General features: G+C 71.9%; 12 protein-coding genes. 9 read left to right on the top strand and 3 right to left on the bottom strand.

Going from position 1 to position 15,141, the window contains the following annotated elements; genetic code table 11:
• Nucleotides 1–104: 104 nt before the first annotated feature.
• Nucleotides 105–1,049 (bottom strand): alpha/beta fold hydrolase, encoded by a 945-nt coding sequence (locus GA0070607_RS19930; protein WP_089021964.1) that lies wholly within the window; start codon nt 1,047–1,049, stop codon nt 105–107.
• Nucleotides 1,050–1,230: 181 nt separating this feature from the next.
• Here GA0070607_RS19930 and GA0070607_RS19935 point away from each other — a divergent pair, with 181 nt between their 5' ends.
• Nucleotides 1,231–1,857 (top strand): carbonic anhydrase, encoded by a 627-nt coding sequence (locus tag GA0070607_RS19935; RefSeq protein ID WP_231930023.1) that lies wholly within the window; start codon nt 1,231–1,233, stop codon nt 1,855–1,857.
• 72 nt (nt 1,858–1,929) lie between these two features.
• Here the strand turns inward: GA0070607_RS19935 and GA0070607_RS19940 are convergent, their stop codons facing one another.
• A complete protein-coding gene (locus GA0070607_RS19940) occupies nt 1,930–2,259 on the bottom strand; it encodes a hypothetical protein (RefSeq protein WP_089019555.1) in 330 nt (109 codons plus the stop codon).
• Between the two features lie 308 nt (nt 2,260–2,567).
• Here GA0070607_RS19940 and GA0070607_RS19945 point away from each other — a divergent pair, with 308 nt between their 5' ends.
• Both GA0070607_RS19945 and GA0070607_RS19950 read left to right on the top strand, forming a co-directional pair.
• Nucleotides 2,568–3,059, top strand: coding sequence for a DUF3145 domain-containing protein (locus tag GA0070607_RS19945; protein WP_089019556.1), 492 nt, complete (start codon nt 2,568–2,570; stop codon nt 3,057–3,059).
• Nucleotides 3,060–3,163: 104 nt separating this feature from the next.
• Nucleotides 3,164–4,888, top strand: a complete 1,725-nt coding sequence (locus GA0070607_RS19950) for a glycoside hydrolase family 3 protein (protein ID WP_089019557.1) — start codon at nt 3,164–3,166, stop codon at nt 4,886–4,888.
• A gap of 73 nt (nt 4,889–4,961) precedes the next feature.
• On the opposite strand, the gene GA0070607_RS19955 is transcribed toward GA0070607_RS19950, so the two are convergent.
• Nucleotides 4,962–7,664: a sugar-binding protein gene (locus GA0070607_RS19955; protein WP_089019558.1), complete on the bottom strand. Its 2,703-nt coding sequence runs from the start codon at nt 7,662–7,664 to the stop codon at nt 4,962–4,964.
• Between the two features lie 392 nt (nt 7,665–8,056).
• Here GA0070607_RS19955 and GA0070607_RS19960 point away from each other — a divergent pair, with 392 nt between their 5' ends.
• From GA0070607_RS19960 to GA0070607_RS19985, 6 genes are all read left to right on the top strand, one after another.
• A complete protein-coding gene (locus tag GA0070607_RS19960; protein ID WP_089019559.1) occupies nt 8,057–9,220 on the top strand; it encodes an ROK family protein in 1,164 nt (387 codons plus the stop codon).
• A 38-nt stretch (nt 9,221–9,258) separates the two neighbouring features.
• Nucleotides 9,259–10,305 carry an extracellular solute-binding protein gene (locus tag GA0070607_RS19965; protein ID WP_089019560.1) on the top strand — a complete coding sequence of 349 codons (1,047 nt, stop codon included), beginning with the start codon at nt 9,259–9,261 and terminating at the stop codon, nt 10,303–10,305.
• 154 nt (nt 10,306–10,459) lie between these two features.
• Entirely contained in the window at nt 10,460–11,533 is a 1,074-nt protein-coding gene (locus tag GA0070607_RS19970) for an ABC transporter ATP-binding protein (protein ID WP_089019561.1), read from the top strand.
• Entirely contained in the window at nt 11,530–13,326 is a 1,797-nt protein-coding gene (locus tag GA0070607_RS19975; RefSeq protein WP_089019562.1) for an ABC transporter permease, read from the top strand. The genes GA0070607_RS19970 and GA0070607_RS19975 overlap by 4 nt, the downstream gene beginning before the upstream one ends.
• Nucleotides 13,323–14,153 (top strand): creatininase family protein, encoded by an 831-nt coding sequence (locus GA0070607_RS19980; protein ID WP_089021965.1) that lies wholly within the window; start codon nt 13,323–13,325, stop codon nt 14,151–14,153. The genes GA0070607_RS19975 and GA0070607_RS19980 overlap by 4 nt, the downstream gene beginning before the upstream one ends.
• Nucleotides 14,150–15,103 (top strand): amidohydrolase family protein, encoded by a 954-nt coding sequence (locus GA0070607_RS19985; protein WP_089019563.1) that lies wholly within the window; start codon nt 14,150–14,152, stop codon nt 15,101–15,103. The genes GA0070607_RS19980 and GA0070607_RS19985 overlap by 4 nt, the downstream gene beginning before the upstream one ends.
• The last annotated feature ends 38 nt before the right edge of the window (nt 15,104–15,141 follow it).

Raw genomic sequence — 15,141 nt, forward strand, 5'->3', positions numbered from 1 at the left:
ACGCTCCTTCGATCTCGCCGGCAAGCGGCGCGAACCGCGCAGGCCAACCGCAGAAGGGTACGGCCCCGGGCCCGACCTCCCGCGCCCGAGGTGCGCGAACGTGGTCAGACACCCGTCCCGGCGGGGGTCGTGCCGCTCGCGCGGGGCGCCGGCCCGGCGAGTACCCGGCTCAGGACAGCCGTCAGCGCCGCGTTCACCTCGTGCGGGCGTTCCATCATCAGCATGTGCCCGGCGCCCGGGCAGACGGTCAGGTCGGTGGCCGGCAGTACCGCGGCGATCGACTCGGCGCACGGCGGCGGGGTCAGCCGGTCCCGGTCGCCGACCAGCGCGGCCGCCGGCAGGTGGGCCAGCGCGGCGAGGGTGTCCAACCGGTGCTGGGCGCCGATCGAGGCGCGGAATCCGCCGATCGAGCGTAGCGAGGCGCGGGCCACCGCCGAGGTCACCAGCCGGATGTCGGCCGGCTCGCAGCGGTCGCCGAAGAGCATCCACCGGATGCTCGGTTGCAGCGCGCGCAGCAGCGCCCGGGGTGCGCGCCACGAACCGCACCGGGCCAGCACCCCGGCACCGGTCGTCTCGGCCAGCCGGATCAGCCGGGCGATCCGGGGCGACAGCCCGTAGACCGTGTGCGTGTGCCCCTCGGCGGTGGTCGAGACGAAGACCAGGCCGGCGGTCCGGGAGGCGAAGTGCGCCGGGTGGCGGTGTGCGTACTCCATGATCGTCATGCCGCCCATCGAGTGCCCGACCAGGACCACCCGCCCGGTCGGCGCGACCGCGTCGAGTACCGCGACCAGGTCGTCGCCGAGCTGGGCCAGGGTGGCCGTGGGCAGCGGCATGCAACTGGACCGGCCGTGCCCCCGCGCGTCGTAGGTGACCACCCGCACCGCGTCACCGGACGCCCCGGTGAGGGCGTCGACCTGCCGGTGCCAGCTGCGCCCGTCCAGCGTCCAGCCGTGCAGCAGGACGGCGGTGACCGGGGCGTCCGTCGGCCCCGTCGCCTCGACGTGCAGACGTACCCCGTCGGGCAGACCGACCTCGAACCGCTCCGGCATCGCCACCTCCCAGGGCCCGCCCGGCACCAACCGCACCGGCTTACCCGGCGGTAACACGGGCTACCCGCCAGGACACCACGCCAATCACCGGGCAGCGAACATTCCCGACCCCGCCCGTGGCCGCCCACAGCGCGCCAAGCTGAACGGCATGGGGTCGTCGGGGGCAACGCCCGGACCGCCGGTGGGCGGACCGTCGGCGCCGGGGCGACAGGCCGGTGGTACGCCGCGCGCCGCGCTGGCCGAGCTGCTCGCCGGTAACCGGCGCTTCGTCAGCGGCCAGCCGGTGCACGGTCACGATGTCACGGCCGCCGCGGCGGCCGCCTCCGGCGACCAGCAGCCGTACGCGGTGGTGCTCGGCTGCATCGACTCACGGGTGCCGCTGGAGGCGATCTTCGATCAGACCTTCGGCGCGATCTGCGTGATCCGCACAGGTGGGCACGTGCTCGACCGCGCGGTGTGCGGCTCGATCGAGTACGTGGTCGGCCAGCTCGGCGTACCGCTGGTGATGGTGCTCGGCCACGAGCGGTGCGGCGCGGTGGAAGCCGCTGTGGACGCGCTGCGCGCCGGGGTGCGTCCCGCCGGTTCGCTGGCCCACCTGGTGGACGAGATCGCTCCGGCGGTGACCGAGGCGGGGCTGGACGACCCGGCGGTGCACCCGCTGGCGATCCGCCGGCACGTCCGGCGCACGGTGCGGGCCCTGCGCCACGACGACCTGCTGGCCGGGCCGGTCGCCGCGGGCGGGGTGGCCGTGGTCGGCGGTCTCTACGACCTGGCCACCGGGGAGGTCGCCCTGCTCGACCCGGCCTGAGCCGGGCCGGACGCGGAACCGCCCGCCGGGAGATCCCGACGGGCGGTTCGAGGTGTAGCGGTGGGGGAGGGCTCAGCCCTCGAAGACGCCGGCCTCGACCAGGCGCTTCTCGGTGGCGTCCCAGCCGTCGCCCGGGTGGGTCGCGTTCAGGTTGCTGATCTCCGCCCGGATCTTGGCGGCGTGGCCGGCCGCGGCCAGCACCCGGATCTCCTCGACGAAGGCCTCGGAGTCGGTGCGCAGGTGCGCGGTCTTGCCGTTGGTCAGGTTGCGCACGTAGGCGTGCTTGCCGCCGTTCAGCGGGATGAGGTACTTGAACTCGCCCAGCACGCTGAGGGCGCCACCCTGGCCAGCCTGGCCGGCCCGGACGGACGCGCGCGCGGTCTTAGAGGTGTTGCTCGCCACGGAGGTACTCCTTGCAAGACGTACGGGAGGACTAGAACGTCCGGGGGCTGTGTGCGGGCGACCACCAGGTCGGCCCACGAAGTTGTACGCGGCACAAGCCGCCGATGGAACTGTACAGGACCACGACATCAGGCTGGTCGTCGCGGTGTCCTGAGAGGCAACGGGGACCACCCGTCCGGCTATTCCGGCCGGCGATTTTTCCGATTCCCTGGCGCACCATCTGTCACAGGAGTAATCATGTGTTGCAGGAGACACCCTGGTGGACGAGGTCGTAGGGGAAGACGCACCTCGCTCTCCGGGAGGTCACCGTGCCAACGCGTGGCGTCGTATACGTCCACTCGACCCCGCTCGCCGTGTGCTCGCACGTCGAGTGGGCGATCGCGCGCGTCCTAGCCGCGCCGGTCAACCTGCAGTGGACGGCTCAGCCCGTCGACCCCGGCGCACGCCGGGCCGAGTGCGGGTGGACCGGTCGTCCGGGGACGGGCGCCGAGCTGGCTGCTGCCCTCCGGCAGTGGCCCATGATCCGTTTCGAGGTCACCGAGGAACCGAGTCCCGGCGCCGACGGCGAGCGCTTCATGTACGTGCCGGCGCGCGGCCTGTTCCGGGCCACCGTCGGCGCGGCCGGCGACATCCAGCTCGGCGAGGACCGGCTGCGGGACCTGATGGCCGCGGCCCGGGCCCCGGAGGCGCTGGCGCACGCGCTGGACAAGGCGCTCGGCACCGCGTGGGACGATGACCTGGAGCCCTACCGGTACGCCGGTGACGGCGCTCCGGTGACGTTGCTCACCCGGGTCGGCTGACCCGGTCGCCCGCCGGTCGGGCCACCTGCCCGCACGCTGGCGCTGCGGCTGCTGGCTGGTGAGGTCAAGTTGCCCCGATAAGGGCGAACTGGTGGGATGGGCGGGTGCCGATTCGCCCGCGTCGCGCAAGCGTCGCCGTCGCCGCCCTGACCGCCCTGCTCGTCTCCGGCTGCTCGGGAACCCCGGACCGCCCCGCGCCGACGCCCGGTCCGGCCGGCACCTCCGCCGGCCCGAGCGCCCCCGCGACCACGCCGCCCGGCGACCCCGCCGCCCGGGCGGCAGCGCTGGTCGCCACCCTCTCCGACGAGGATCTGGTCGGCCAGGTGCTGATGCCGTACGCGTACGGCGACTCGGCCACGAAGGTCTCACCCGGCTCGGCCGCCGGCAACCAGGCGCTGGCCGGGGTCGACACTCCCGCCGAGATGATCGCCAAGTACCGGCTGGGCGGGCTGATCCTGGTCGGATTCAGCGCCGACGACCCGACCAAGGGCAACCAGGAGACCACAAACGTCGACAACCCGAAGCAGGTACACGAGCTGACCGGTGGTCTCCGTGCCGCGGCCGGCCGGCTCGCCGCCGGCTCGGCGCCCTTCCTGGTCGGCACCGACCAGGAGTACGGCGTGGTCACCCGGATCACCAAGGACGTCACCGTGCTGCCCAGCGCCCTCGCCGCCGGTGCGGCCGGCGACCCGGCGCTGACCGAGGCCGCCTGGCGGGCCGCCGGCACCGAGCTGGCCGCGATGGGAATCAACGTCGACTTCGCTCCGGTGGCCGACGTGCTGGCCACCCGCAGCACGGTGATCGGCTCCCGGTCCTACGGCTCGGACCCGCAGCGGGCCGCCGCGCAGGTCGGCGGCGCGGTCCGGGGCCTCCAGGCGGCCGGCGTCGCCGCCACCCTGAAGCACTTCCCGGGTCACGGCCACAGCGCCGACGACTCGCACCAGGACCTGCCGGTGCTCACCCAGTCCGCGGCGGCGCTGAAGAGCGGCGCCTGGCCGCCGTTCACCGCCGGGATCGGCGCCGGGGCGATGGCTGTGATGTCCGGCCACCTGGACGCGCGGGCCATCGACCCCGGCACCCCGGCCACCTTCTCGCACAAGCTGCTCACCGACGTGCTGCGCGGCCAGCTCGGCTTCACCGGCGTGGTGATCACTGACGGCATGAACATGCCTCCGGCCAAGCGCTGGGCCCCCGGCGAGGCCGCGGTCCGGGCACTGAACGCCGGCAACGACCTGATCCTGATGACCCCGAACGTCGGCCAGGCGTACGACGGGCTGCTCGCCGCGCTGCGTGGCGGGTCGCTGGCCCGGGCCCGACTGGTCGAGGCGGTCACCCGGGTGCTGACCATGAAGTTCCGGCTGGCGGCGGCCCCGGCCGCCGAGATGTCCACGCTCAACACCCCGGCGCACCGCGCGGCGGCGGACGCGCTGGCCGCCGGTGCGGTCACCGTGCTGCGCGGCGCCTGCTCCGGCGCGGTACGCGCGCCGATCACCGTCACCTCCTCCGGCGGCCGGGACGGCACCCGGTCGCTGCTCACCGCGGCGCTGACCGCGGCCGGCGTCAAGGTGGTGCCCAAGGGAGGAACGGTGGTGCACCTGGTCGGCTACGGCGACGCCGCGACCGACCTGCGCGCCGACGCGGCGGTCACGGTCGCCATGGACACCCCGTACGTGCTCGCCACGGCGAAGTCGCCGACGCTGCTGGCCACGTACTCCTCCAGCCGGGCGTCGATGACCGCGTTGGCCGCCGTGCTGGCCGGCAAGGCTCGCCCGGGCGGGCGGTCCCCGGTGACCGTGCCCGGTCTGCCCGCCACCACCTGCGCCACCTGACCGCCTACCGCCAGCGCGGCGGAGGGCAGGTGCCGTCCGGTTCGTCCGGCACCTGCCCGTGTCACCGATGACCTCAGCGGCGGATCGTGGCCTGCTGAGCGACGGCCGAGCCACCTGACTCGAACGCGGCCAGCACGGCCTTCGCCTCATCCCCGTCGGCCGGGACCAGCACTGTCACCGGCCGGCCGGACCGCAACTCGACAGTGCGGCTGCCCAGGGCCCGGTCGCCGTCCCAGGTGTAGAGGTACGCCGTGCCCGTACGGTCGGACTGGAGCGAGACCTCGACCCCGCCGTTCACCCGGTGCTGCCGGGTGAGGCGCAGCGCCTGCTCCGGCAGCCGTGGCACCGCCGCCGGCGCCACTCCGTCGACCGCCGACTGGGCGATCGTCTGCGGGCTGTGCACGCTGCGCGCCGAGGTGTCCGGGAAGACCGGCGTGCTCGGGCCCTGCTGGGCAGGGGTGTATCCGGGCAGGGTGACCAGGCCGTAGCGGTACGGGTCGGCTCGTACGCCGGTGAACGTCGACCAGCCGAGTCGGGACTGGGAGGCGAGATCCTGCGTGTCCGAGTCGTAGACCAGCACGTTGAAGCCCATCCGGGCCGGGTCGACCGCGTCGGGCAGCACCGAGAACGGGATGCTCGTCTCGATCGTGTAGCCCGTGTAGGGCTCGCTGACCTTGCTGACCACTGTCATTCCCGGAGCGGTCTGCCCACCCGGGCCCTGCCGGTTGTCGGCGTCGCGCTGCCAGCACGGCGGGTTGCCGTTGGCCGGGTCGTCGGTGATGGGGAAGATGCCCGCCTTGAACACGGTCGAGGTGTCCGAGGAATTGCCCTTCGGGTCGACGATGATCTCGACGCTGTCGGTCCGCCGCTGACGCTTGCAGTCCTGCGGCACCACCTTCCGGCCGAGTACGTCGTCGGTGACCGTGACGATCACCTTGAGCGCGTCCGCGGTCCAGGCGATCCGACCCTTGGCCGAGGCGTCCGTCCCGGTGGTCGCCTCGCCCTCCCAGATCCGCGAGAAGTCGAGCTCCTCGCCCGGGTACTCGCCCGCGCTGGCGACTCCGTCGACGGCGTGGGCGGCGCCGGCCTGCGGCACCTCGGTGGTCGGCACGATCTCCAGGGCACCGGTCTCGACCGTGCTGCCGGTGCTGCTGGCAGTGGTGATGGTGATGCCGTAGTCGCCACCCTCACCGCCCTCGTTGGCGGTCGGCAGCGAGGCGTCACTGTTGGTGACACTGAAGGTGACCGCACCTGTGGCGCCGGCCGCCAGGTCGCGGTAGCTCTTCGTGGCGGCGTCGGCGGTGAAGCCTTCGGGCAGGCCGAGGGTCACAGTGCCGTTCTGTACGGTATCGCCGACGTTGCGCAGGTCGACCCGGACGTCGCGGCTCCTGCCGGAGCCGATGGTGAGCACCGGCTTGATCAGGGTGTCGAGCTGGCCGTAGCCGCCCGCGCTGGCCCAGTCGCGGAAGAGGCCGACCTCGGGCAGCGGCTCCACTGTGCCGCGTACATCGGCGACGACCCGGACGGCCTCATCGGTGCTGCCGGAGCCCTGACCCTTGGTGCTCAGGGTGGCCGTGAGCAGCTTCTGGGTGCCGGTCTCGGCGCCCTTCGGCACGGTGACGGTGAAGGTCGCCGTCCGATCCCGGCCAGCCGGGACGCTCGCGCCGAGCCCCGTACCGCCGGAGACGGACCAACCGGCCGGCACCTGCAGCGCCACCTTCGGGTGGTTCAGTGCCCGGTTGGCGGCAGCCTTGACGTGCGCCGTGACCTCGACGCTCTCACCGGGTGCCAGGTCGAAGCGGTCGGTGGTCAGGTACAGCTCGGTGCCCCTGGGCAGCCCGCCGTTGGCCGACGCAAGCATCGACCCGCGCAGGATCGCCTCCGGTGAGCTGTCCTCCGGGTCGTACGGCACCCGGCTGTCGACGAGCGTGTAGAAGTCGCAGCGGATCTTCGCCGGGTCGGTCGGGGCGGCCGCGGTGCCGGCCCAGCCCTGGGTCACGTACTCCCGGCGGGCCTCGACCTCGATCTCCGCCCAGGTCTTGCCCGTGCTGCTCGGGGTGCCCTCCCAGACGCCGAAGACCTGGTCGGTCGGGACCGTCGGGGTGAAGCTGGACGCGCACGCCGGACCGGCCGAGGAGCTGCCGGTTCCACCGGTACGCAGGAACTTCGCGGCCCGGAACACGCTGAGCCCTTCCTTGCGGATCTGCTCCGGGAAGGCCTTCGGGTCGGCGGCTGCCTGGAACGCCTCGGCGGCGAACCTGGCGGCCTGCTGGTGGTTGCCGTGATTACCCGGGGTCGGCGACGGGTTCATGGTCATGATGATCTCGGGGCGGGTCGTCCGGATCACCCGGACGATCTGACCGAGCGTGTCGTCGTGGCCCCAGATCTGCTCGGACAACGGTGCCGAGGCGGTGTACCAGAAGTCGACCCGGTCCAGGTTGTACAGGTTCTGTACGCCGGCCTGCCCGATCGCGGTCCGCTCCTCGCGCTCGCGGATGATGCCGAGTGGTGGCCCCTCCTCGAGGCCGACGGCGTTGCCGCCGCCCTCGCCCCGGGTGATGGTGACGACGCCGGCCTTGGCGCCGTACTTCTCCTTCCACTGGCCCAGCGTGGCGAGGCTGCCCGCCTCGTCGTCGGGATGGGCGCTGACGAAGAGCACGTCGAGGTCGACCGCGCCGCCGGCGGCGGGATGGGCGCTGGCGGCGAGGGCGGCGGCTGGTGTCCCGGACAGGGCCAGCGCGAGCGCCGTCGGTAACAGGAATGCCTTGAGTCGCATGTGGATCCTTCCGAACCGCGGGGTCCGGACAGCGACGAGCGGCGGGGGACGCGGGTGCGCCTCCCCGACGGGTCGGGTCCGGTTCGTTGGTGGGACGGGCGGCGGTGAGGCCCCGATCGACGGGCGTCACCGGGGTGCACAGCGGTACGGGACTTCCGTACACACTGGAAGGCCTTCGCCGGGTGACGCTAGAGATCGTCGGCGAGGAGCGTCAATACCTTGAAGAGACTTTCTTCTTTTGCGGAAGAAACGAACTTCACGGTAGCCGGGCGGTCACTCTCTGAACTTTCTTCAGTACAAAAGGGCATTTTTCCTGTTTCGAGGGGTCTTGGCGGACCGCTGAGACTCAGTCGTTACTTGACTCCATAGTTCGTTCGCCGTAGGAAGGAAATGTGACTGACGTGGTGACGCCACCAACGAGCCCGGTGAGCCGGGAGCGGTCGAAGGAGATCAAGCGGCTTTCCGTGATCTCCACCGCCCGCCAGGTACGCCTGCTCTCGCGTGCCGAGCTGACCGAGCTGACCGGGCTGAGTCCCGCAACGCTCACTCCGTTGGTCCGCGAGCTGATCGCCGAGGGCTACCTTCTGGAGCGAGGGCCGGGCGCGTCCCGCTCGGGGCGTCCCCGCGCGATGTTGGAGTTCAATCCCCGCGCCGAGCTGGTCGCGGCCGTTTCGCTGGAGCCGTCCCGGATCAGCTGCGAGATCGCCGACAGCGACGGAGCCGTGGTCGCCCACCGTGCCGTCCGACTCGCCGGTGACATCGTCGACACCATCTGCCGTTCCGTCCCCGAACTGGCCGGGGACGGCCTGCCGGCGTTGCGGGGCGTGGCCATCGCGGCGCCCGGCGTCTCCTCCGGAGGCGCTGTCCGTCTCGCCCCGTCGGTCGGTCTGGTGGAGGGGCGGCCGGTAGGGGAGATGGTCCAGCGGCGGCTGGGCGTACCGGTCGTGGTCGACAACGACGTGAACCTGATGGCGGCGGGCGAACACGCGGCGGGGGCGGGCAGTGACGTCGCCGACCTGCTGCTGCTGCACGTCACCGACGGCATAGGGGCGGGTCTGGTGCTGGACGGGCAGGTCCGCCGGGGCGCCGGTGGCGCGGCCGGCGAGGTGGGTTTCCTGCCGCTGGACGCCGCGGACCGTGGTCACGACGGGATCGGTCCGTTCGAGGCGCGCTGGTCGGAGAACGCCATCGCCGAGCGGGTGGTCGCGTTGGCGCCGGGCCGCCGCCCCGAGGCGCCGGTACGCGACCTGGTGGAGCTGGCCCGCACCGGAGGTGCCGCCGCGGCGTTCCTGGACGAACTGCTGACCGCCTGGTCCCGGCTGATCATCTCGTGTGTCTGCGTCATCGACCCGGGTCGAGTCCTGCTCAGCGGTGCCGCCGCGCAGCTCGACGACGCCGCCGTCGAGCGGATCCAGACCCTCGTCACCGCCGGCGCGCCCGCCGCGACCGAGGTACGCCGGGCCGTGCTCGGCGATCGGGCGGTGCTGCACGGTGCGGTCAGCTACGCGCTGTCGGCCGCCGCGGCCGGACTGCCCATCCTGCTTCCCTCCTCATAACCACCCCGATTTTCCCTCGTCCCCCCTTGGAGGTACTCATGAGACGTCGCCTTTTCCTCGCCGGAGCGCTCGCCGCTGCCCTGGTGGCCGGCACCGCCGGCTGTGGTGGTGGTGGCGACGACGCGGCCGACGGCAGCGTCGAGAAGTTGACGATCTACACGGCCCGTGACAAGAAGGTCTCGACCTTCGTGGTCGACCAGTTCACCGCGAAGTTCCCCGAGTACAAGGGGAAGGTCGAGATCCTCAACCTCGGCGCCCAGGAGATCCTCGAGCGGGTCCGGGCCGAGAAGGCCAACCCGCAGGCGGACATCTGGTGGGGCGGCACCCAGCAGGGGCTGGCCGCCGGCGCGTCCGAGGACCTGCTGACCGCCTGGCAGCCGGCGTTCGCCAGCAAGATGGACGCCCGGTACAAGGACGCCGAGGGCCGCTGGTTCGGCGAGATCCTGCTGCCCGAGGTCATCATGTACAACAACAAGGCGCTCACCCCCGAGCAGGCCCCGAAGGACTGGGACGACCTGCTCGCGCCGCAGTGGAAAGACAAGATCGTCATTCGCGACGTGGCCGCGTCCGGCACCATGCGGTCGATCTACGCCTCGATGATCCAGCGGCAGTCCGCCGACGGCAGCAACCCCCAGCCGGGCTACGACTGGCTCAAGAAGCTCGACGCCAACACCGGCGCGTACGCCGCCAACCCCGCGGACCTGTACCTGAAGCTCTCCCGGCAGCAGGGCCTGCTCAGCGCCTGGAACCTGCAGGACGTCCTGCTCCAGGCCAACCAGTCGAACATGCCGTTCGGCTTCGTGATGCCGGCCTCCGGCGCGCCCGTGCTGGTCGACGGTCTCGCCGCGGTCAAGGGTGGCAACACCACGGGCGCCCAGAAGTTCATCGAGTTCCTCTTCGACGACAAGCTCCGCGCCGACCTGGCCAAGGACTACTACCAGATCCCCGCGGTGGACATCGCCGAGGAGCCGGAGTGGCTCGCCCAGCTCCAGCTCAAGCCGATGGACGTCGACTGGGACGTGGTCGGTAAGAACGAGACCGACTGGATCAACCACTGGAACGGCGAGATCAAGAACAAGGGCTGATCGGATCGGCGCCGGACCGGGCGATCCCGGTCCGGCGCCGCGCCAGGGACGTACCGGCGCCGGATGGCCGAGGGTGACTCGCGTCCGACCGGCTCCCCGGCCCGCCCCACCCCTTCGACCGGCCACGCCCGGTTCCGGACTGAGGAGAGACATCATGATCGATGTCACGCTGGAGTCGGTGAGCAAGCGCTTCTCGCGCGCCGGCGACACCGCGGCCGTCGACGACGTCGACATCACCATCGCCGCTGGGGAGTTCTTCACCCTGCTCGGCCCGAGCGGTTGCGGCAAGACCACCACGCTGCGGATGGTGGCGGGGTTCTACTTCCCGACCTCCGGGCGGATCCGGTTCGGCGACCAGGACGTGACCCGGCGCCCGCCGAACAAGCGCGACACCGGCATGGTGTTCCAGAACTACGCGCTGTTCCCGCACATGTCCGTCGCGCAGAACGTCGCGTACGGGTTGAAGATCCGCAAGGTCGGCCGGGCCGAGTCGAAGCGGCGCGTCGAGGAGGCGCTCTCGCAGGTCCACCTGGCCGGCTACGGCGAGCGTCGGATCGACCAGCTCTCCGGCGGCCAGCAGCAGCGGGTGGCGCTGGCCCGCGCACTGGTCATCCGACCGAGGACCCTGCTGCTCGACGAGCCGCTCTCCAATCTCGACGCCAAACTCCGCGAGGAGACCAGGGTCGAGATCCGGCGGATCCAGCGGGAGGCCGGCACCACCTCGCTCTACGTCACCCACGACCAGGCCGAGGCGATGGCGATGTCCGACCGGATCGCGGTGATGGAGTCCGGTCGGGTGCGACAGATCGGTGCCCCGCAGGAGATCTACCACCGTCCGGCGACCAGCTTCGTCGCCCGGTTCATCGGCCGCAGCAACGTGCTGAGTCTGCCGGTGCTCGGCGCCGGCCCGGAGACCGTCACGGTGCGGCTGCCCGACAGCAGCCAGGTCGGCGTCGCCGCTCCCGCCGATCACGGGCTGGCCACCGGGGGGACCGCCCTGGTCTCGATACGCCCCGAGCACATCGGCCTCACGTCGGCCACCGAGCCCGGCGTGGTCACCGGTCGCGTCACCGAGCTGGAGTTCACCGGCATGTCCACCAACCTCCTGGTCGACGTGGCCGGCGAGGCGGTGCAGGTGGCCGCCGTCGATCCGCCGGCCGGCATCGCGGTGGGCGACCAGCTCGGGCTGCGGCTGCCGCGGGAGCGCATGTGGTTGGTGCGTCCATGAGCACCATCCCCGCCACCCCGAGCCCGGCCACCATCCCACCGGTCACCGGGAGCCCGGCGTCCTCCGGAGGCGGACGGCGGCGGCGCTTCACCGACCGGTTCACCGGCGGGACGAACTCGCGCTGGTTCCCGTACCTGTTGGTGCTGCCGCTCGCGCTGATCCTCTTCGGGTACGTGGTGCAACCGATGTTCGCCACCTTCGCCGAGAGCGTCGGCGTCGACGGGGTGGCGAACTACACCAGCTTCTTCACCAGCTCCGGCGTCGCGCGATCATCCCTGGTCACCTCCCTGATCATCTCCGCTGCCAGCGTGCTGCTCTGCGGGATCGTCGGGGTCGCGATGGCCTTCCTGCTCAAGCGCTTCTCGTTTCCCGGCCGGCGGTTGATCGAGGCGATCATCCTGGTGCCGGCGGCGCTGCCACCGCTGATCGGCGCCATCTCATTCCAGCTGCTGTACAGCGAGACCGGCATCCTCCCGCGCGGGCTTCAACACGTCTTCGGCACCGCCGAGCCGGTGTTGCCCTTCAGCGGCATCGCCGGGGTGCTGGTGGTGCACACCTTCACCATGTACCCGTTCTTCTACCTGTCCGCCGCCGCCGCGCTGGCCGGCATGGACCCGTCGGTGGAGGAGGCCGCCTACAACCTGGGCGCCGGTCGGGTCCGGGTCTGGCGGACGGTCCTGCTGCCGATGCTCACCCCGGCGCTGGTCTCCGCCTCGCTGCTGGTCTTCATGACGTCGCTGGCGTCATACACGGCCCCACTGCTCTTCGGCGTGGACCAGACGATGACCATGCAGATCTACATCAACCGCACAAACGGCGACCTGCCGATGGCGTCCACCTACGCCTCGGTGCTGGGTGTGGTGTCGGTGCTGTTCCTGCTCGGCATGCGCTGGTACGAGGGGCGGCGCAGCTACCGCTCGCAGTCCAAGGGAGTCGCCGCCCACCGCCGCGAGATCAGCAACCCCCTCGGGCGTTGGCTGGCTCTGGGCGCGTCGCTGCTGGCCACCGTGGTCCTGCTGGCCCCCGTGGCGACCATCGCGCTGGTGGCGTTCTCGGCCGACGGCTCGTGGACCACCGAAGTGGTGCCCGCGGCGTACACCATGCAGAACTTCGTCACGATCTTCTCCGACCCGAACGCGTTCCAGCCGATCCTCAACTCGTTGCAGATGAGCCTGCTGGCCACCATCGGCTGCGTCGTGATCGGCGTGCTGATCGCGTACGCGGTGCGCCGGCTCGACTTCCGCGGTCGCGGTGTGCTGGACGTGGCGGTGATGCTGGCGTGGGCGCTGCCCGGCACGGTGGTGGCGATCAACCTGATCTCGGCGTTCAGCACCGGCAACGCGTTCAGCTTCGGGCAGGTCCTGATCGGCACGTTCTGGATCATGCCGCTGGCGTACTTCGTGCGGTTCCTGCCACTGGTCTTCCGGTCCAGCTCGGCCACGCTCGCCCAGATCGACCCCGCGCTGGAGGAGGCGGCCCGCAACCTCGGCGCCTCCTGGTGGCGTGCCTTCGGCTCGGTGACCCTGCGACTGATGCTGCCGGGCGTGATCGCCGGCGCGCTGCTGGCCTTCGTGCACGGCGTCGGCGAGTTCGTCGCCTCCGTGCTGATCTACACCTCGCAGACCGCGCCGATCTCGGTCGAGATCAACAACAGGATGTACTCGTTCGAGGTCGGCACCGCCGCCGCGTACGGCATGCTCCAGGTGATTTTGATCTTCGTGGTGATGGTGGTCTCCGGTCGGCTCGAAACCGGCCGGCGGGCCTCCCGGGAGGCGGCGCAGTGGACGGCATGAGCACGTGGCCGGCCACCGGCGCGCTACTCCCGGCGACCCGGGTGCCCGGCGGTGAGCTGGCGGCCGTGGCCGAAGCGGCCGACTTCGCGGTACTGCCGGTCGGTGCCGTCGAATGGCACGGCCCGCACCTGCCGCTGGGCACCGACCTGATCCTGGCCGAGGGCTTCGCGGGGGAGAGCGCCGCCACCGCCGGACCCCGGGGAGTGCTCTTTCCCGCCGTGCCCTACGCCGCCTGCCCCGGGCAGACCCGGCCCTGGCCGGGCACGGTGGCGATCCGGCCGGAGATCGCGGTCGGCTACCTGGCCGACGTCATCGAGGGAATCGTCGCCGCCGGGTTCCCCCGACTGCTGATCGTCAACGGCCACGACGCGAACATGTCGACGGTCCGGGCCGCGATGGAGTGGGTCTCCGGCCGGCGGCAGGCCAGCCTGCTGTTGGTCAACTGGTTCCAGCTGGTCACTCCCGCGGAGACCACCGAGATCTACGGTTCCCTGCCGGCGCGGGGCCACGGCGGGGCGTACGAGACCTCCGGTGTGCTCGGCTTCGACCCGGAGGCGGTGCGCCTCGACGCCGTCACCGACCTGCCGCCGAAGCCGAAACTGCCGGTGACCCACCCGTACGTGCTGGTGGAATCCCGTCCGGATCCGTGGCAGGGCTGGTCCGGGCACATCTCGCTGGCCAGCGAGGACGCCGGGCGGCGGGTCCGTGAGTTGGCCGGCGGCCGGCTGCGGGAGATCGTCGAAGCCTGGGTGGCCGCACCGCTGCCCGCACCGCCGAGTGACGACCCGCTGCCCGGCGACACCGCACCGATCAGGGGAGCATCATGAGCGGCGACCGTGGACTCGAGATCGTCGACTTCCACCTGCACTTCCGGATCGGCGCCGACGAGACCATCCGGGCCTGCGAGCACGAGGCCGGGATGCACCCCGGCGGTGATCACGAGCGGAGCGTCCGGGCCGCCGGTGCCGCGCCGTACGCCGCCCAGTGGCGTCGGGCGTGGAGCTTCCCCGACCCGGAGCCGCCCGCCGAGCGCTGGCAGGACGAAGCCGACCGGTGGGCCGAGGAGCTGCGCACCCACCGCATCAGCAAGGCGGTCTTCGTGACCGGCGGCGGCAACGACAGCGTCGCCGACGTCGTCGACCGGCATCCGGACCTGCTGCTCGGCTTCGCCCATCACGACCCGTACGGCCCGGACGCCGCCGCCGAACTCGAGCGGGCGGTGACCGAGCGCGGCCTGCGCGGGCTGAAGCTCTTCGCCCCGCTCCTGCGCGGTCCGCTCGACGACCCCGCGCTGGACCCGCTCTGGGGCACCGCCCAGCGACTCCGCGTGCCGGTGCTCATCCACATCGGGCACTACGGCAGCGCGGGTGGCCTGACCTTCGGCCGGTACGGCGGCCCGGACGAGCTGGCCCGGATGGCCCGGCGCTTCCCCGAGCTGTCGGTCGTGGTGCCGCACTTCGGCGTGCAACACGTGCAGGAGCTGTTCTTCGCCGCGTGGGGCTGCCCGAACATCCTCGTCGACACGTCCGGCTCCAACCAGTGGGTGCGGTGGATGCCGTACAAGCTCACCCTGGAGGACCTCTTCCGCCGCTGCTACGAGACCATCGGCCCGGACCGCATCGTCTACGGCAGCGACTCGTCGTGGTTCCCCCGGGGCTACGTCACCCGCTACCTCGACGACCAGCTGCGGGTCTGTCGCGAGTTGGGCATGCCCGACGACCACCTGCGAGCCATCTTCGCCGGAAATGCCGAACGACTGCTCGGCCTGACCGACTGACCGGCTGACGCCCCGGAGGCGGCGGACCCGCCGCCCCC

It is taken from the genome of Micromonospora coriariae (assembly GCF_900091455.1).
Classification (GTDB): domain Bacteria; phylum Actinomycetota; class Actinomycetes; order Mycobacteriales; family Micromonosporaceae; genus Micromonospora; species Micromonospora coriariae.

Excerpts from the sequence above, each read along its gene's own strand:
- GA0070607_RS19930 (WP_089021964.1), bottom strand. The coding sequence starts at position 1,049 with ATGCCGGAGCGGTTCGAGGTCGGTCTGCCCGACGGGGTACGTCTGCAC.
- GA0070607_RS19955 (WP_089019558.1), bottom strand. The coding sequence starts at position 7,664 with ATGCGACTCAAGGCATTCCTGTTACCGACGGCGCTCGCGCTGGCCCTG.
- GA0070607_RS19965 (WP_089019560.1), top strand. The coding sequence starts at position 9,259 with ATGAGACGTCGCCTTTTCCTCGCCGGAGCGCTCGCCGCTGCCCTGGTG.
- GA0070607_RS19970 (WP_089019561.1), top strand. The coding sequence starts at position 10,460 with ATGATCGATGTCACGCTGGAGTCGGTGAGCAAGCGCTTCTCGCGCGCC.
- GA0070607_RS19975 (WP_089019562.1), top strand. The coding sequence starts at position 11,530 with ATGAGCACCATCCCCGCCACCCCGAGCCCGGCCACCATCCCACCGGTC.
- GA0070607_RS19980 (WP_089021965.1), top strand. The coding sequence starts at position 13,323 with ATGAGCACGTGGCCGGCCACCGGCGCGCTACTCCCGGCGACCCGGGTG.
- GA0070607_RS19985 (WP_089019563.1), top strand. The coding sequence starts at position 14,150 with ATGAGCGGCGACCGTGGACTCGAGATCGTCGACTTCCACCTGCACTTC.